The organism is Microcoleus sp. LEGE 07076 (assembly GCF_015207455.1).
Classification (GTDB): Bacteria; Cyanobacteriota; Cyanobacteriia; order Cyanobacteriales; family Microcoleaceae; genus Microcoleus.
Genome location: NZ_JADEWV010000364.1, coordinates 1 through 3499 on the forward strand (window position 1 = coordinate 1; position 3499 = coordinate 3499).

General features: G+C 45.8%; 3 pseudogenes. All 3 read right to left on the reverse strand.

Going from position 1 to position 3499, the window contains the following annotated elements:
* Window positions 1-1289: 1289 nt before the first annotated feature.
* A pseudogene (locus IQ270_RS31605) lies at window positions 1290-2234 on the reverse strand (ABC transporter ATP-binding protein); the annotation flags it as partial.
* A gap of 531 nt (window positions 2235-2765) precedes the next feature.
* A pseudogene (locus tag IQ270_RS32490) lies at window positions 2766-2903 on the reverse strand (ISL3 family transposase); the annotation flags it as partial.
* A 417-nt stretch (window positions 2904-3320) separates the two neighbouring features.
* Window positions 3321-3499 (reverse strand): annotated as a pseudogene (locus IQ270_RS29055) (photosystem II q(b) protein); the annotation flags it as partial.

The window sequence follows — 3499 nt, forward strand, 5'->3', positions numbered from 1 at the left end:
GGTGTTTCTGTAACTTCGAGATTTTCGACAATTGGTTGTGGTTGGGGAGGTTCAGTAGACTCTAGTGTTTCTGTAATTGGTTCCGATTGTGGTAGAACTTGTTCGATCGACTCGGGTGTTTCTGTAACTTCGAGATTTTCGACAATTGGTTGTGGTTGGGGAGGTTCAGTAGACTCTAGTGTTTCTGTAATTGGTTCCGATTGTGGTAGAACTTGTTCGATCGACTCGGGTGTTTCTGTAACTTCGAGATTTTCGACAATTGGTTGTGGTTGGGGAGGTTCAGTAGACTCTAGTGTTTCTGTAATTGGTTCCGATTGTGGTAGAACTTGTTCGATCGACTCGGGTGTTTCTGTAACTTCGAGATTTTCGACAATTGGTTGTGGTTGGGGAGGTTCAGTAGACTCTAGTGTTTCTGTAATTGGTTCCGATTGTGGTAGAACTTGTTCGATCGACTCGGGTGTTTCTGTAATTGGTTCGGATGGTGGTTGGGGATGTTCAAGAGACTCTTCTGTTTTGGCGATTTGCAGAAAATCTGGAACTGGAGGCGGTTCGGATGGAGAAAGTTCAGTAGACTCTACTGTTTCTGTAACTTGGAGATTTTCGACAATCGGTTGTGGTTGGGGATGTTCAAGAGACTCTTCTGTTTTGGCGATTTGCAGAAAATCTGGAACTGGAGGCGGTTCGGATGGAGAAAGTTCAGTAGACTCTACTGTTTCTGTAATTGGTTCGGATTGTGGTTGGGGATGTTCAATAGACTCTTGTCTTTCTACAATTTCCAGAAAATCTACAACTAATTGAACTTCTGGTTCTAAATTACCGCTCGACTCGACAATTTCCACCATCGGTTCAGGCTGAGGTTGTTCGCTCGACTCGACAATTTCCACCATCGGTTCAGGCTGAGGTTGTTCGCTCGACTCGACAATTTCCACCATCGGTTCAGGTTGAGGTTGTTCGCTCGACTCGACAATTTCCACCATCGGTTCAGGCTGAGGTTGTTCGCTCGACTCGACAATTTCCACCATCGGTTCAGGCTGAGGTTGTTCGCTCGACTCGACAATTTCCACCATCGGTTCAGGCTGAGGTTGTTCGCTCGATTCTTGCGGATCGGAAAGTGCCTGATTTTCCACAATCGGTTCCAATTCCGATCGATCAGTATCCGCGATAGTCGGTTCTAACTGCGATCGATCAGAATCGGGGATCGAATCTGAAATTTCTGTCGCTGCTTGCAGATTTTGATCTACCTCCGGTTCGGTGTGAACCAGACTTTCTTCTTCCGGTTTTTTTTCAGCCGCAGTCAACCTTAAAAACACATCTTCGAGAGTAGCCCGATTGCGGCGCATTTCGCAGAGTCCAAATCCAGAAGCGATAATAGCTGCAGCAATTTCTCGTCCGGGTTCCATTTCCGATTCGCACAAGGCCCGCAGGCGGTAACGATTTGGTACAAATTGCTGTTTGGGGATTAATTCGACAGATCGAACTCCCGGCAAATTTTCCACTGAAGGTAACAGCAGACTGTTTAGCAAATCCGCCTCGCCTTCAACTTCAACCTCGTAACCCTCTCCGGCGGCCAACTCTCCCATCAAATTTTCGGGACTACCAGCAGCGACGATTTTACCGCGATTGATGATGGTGACGCGGTTGCAAGTCATGCTGACTTCCGGCAGAATGTGGGTGGAAAGAATGATTGTGTGTTCGCCGCCCAGGCTTTTGATTAAATTGCGGACTTCTATGATTTGTCGCGGATCGAGGCCGACGGTTGGTTCGTCTAGGATAATCACCGGCGGATCGTGGACGATCGCCTGGGCGATGCCAACTCGTTGCCGAAATCCTTTGGAAAGTTTGCGGATTAAAACTTTGCGTTTTTCAACCAGGCCGCAGCGTTCGATCGCCGAAGTGACTCGTCGCGCGCGATCGCCCGCAGGTACTTGCTTGATCCTGGCCACAAAAAACAGAAACCCTTCCACAGTCATTTCTGGATACAGCGGCGGGTTTTCCGGTAGATAGCCGATGCGCTGTCTGACTCCCATCGAGTTTTCGTGAACGTCGAGACCTGCGATGCGGGCGGTACCGCTGGATGCAGGCAAATATCCCGACAAAATCCGCATAGTTGTGGTTTTTCCAGCGCCGTTGGGCCCCAAAAAACCGAGAATTTCTCCTGATTCGACCGAAAAGGACACGTCCGCGATTGCAGCGGTCGAACCGTAAGTTTTGCTTAAGTGTTCTACTTCAATCATTGTTCAGAAGTCACGCGATTTTAGATTTACTCTAGCAACCACAGGCGGAACGACTGTTCCACCAAGTGGAGAGTCTCCCCGATCGGCGGGGCGATCGAATTTATGGCGCAAATTTTAATTCTATTTTGTCTTCCAGTGTAGTCCGGCAGGAACCAAATCTATCAAAAGTGTCGATCGGACTTCAAAGCAAAATGCTAGTAGTACGGTGCCAGAGTATGGGAGGGCGTCTGTTTTTGCCAGGACTGATAATTGTCACACCTTGCAACATTCAGAAGAACAGGCTGTCGGGCCTCTTCGACAAAAAGTGAATTTTCTTGTGGGGTGTCGGGCTCGCCCAAAAATACAACGCCAGATCAACCCCGATTTGCTGGCTTCGTTGCTACTAGGGGCTGTTTCGAGATCGAGATCGGCATTAAAAACAATCACAAATTCAACCTTGGCAATTAACTCGCGGATACTTCGCAGATAGCCGCCAGCATCGCAATATCGGTTGTTCCGTACTGACTGTGCTCAATCCTTAGCAAAATTTCCCTAAAATAAAGCTCGTATTTCAATATTTATGAAGCTTCTCAACTCAAATTCACACTTTTTTAACAGGTTTATTTTGTTGTGAATTCCTTCAAATATGCCGTTACTTTTTATTATGTCAAAACACCCCACAATCCGAGCAAACCATCTTTTTTTCTAGGCATACTGTTTTTAGAGTATGGTTCTTTTTTAACCAATCAATGAGTTCTAATGTTCCTTACTTTAATTTTAACTTTGTTCAAATATCGAGTGAAAGTCTGATTTTAACTACTGCATAATTTCTCACTAATGGCGAAGCATCTTTTACTTATTTTTATTTTTATTTTTATTTGTGTTTGTCAGATAATTGATATTCGGTTTTCAGTAATCTATATTTACTGCAACTTGGAGTCGAGCGTAATATTCTATTCTTTAGTTTGCAGAAGCAGACGAAAGCTTGTGTAGTAGCGGTTTCAACCGCCGAGTTTGGTCAAGTTCGATTGTTAGCAAAAATCTTGTTCCCCAAACAAAAAGCGCCCCTATTTCTAGGAGCGCTGTTTGTCAATCAAAAGTTAAAAATTAACCGTTGATAGAAGGAGCAACCATTGCAACTGGAGTTGTTTCACCCGCTGCCAAATCGAGCGGGAAGTTGTGAGCGTTGCGCTCGTGCATTACTTCCATACCCAAGTTAGCGCGGTTGATCACGTCAGCCCAGGTATTGATTGCACGACCTTGAGAGTCGATAATCGATTGGTTGA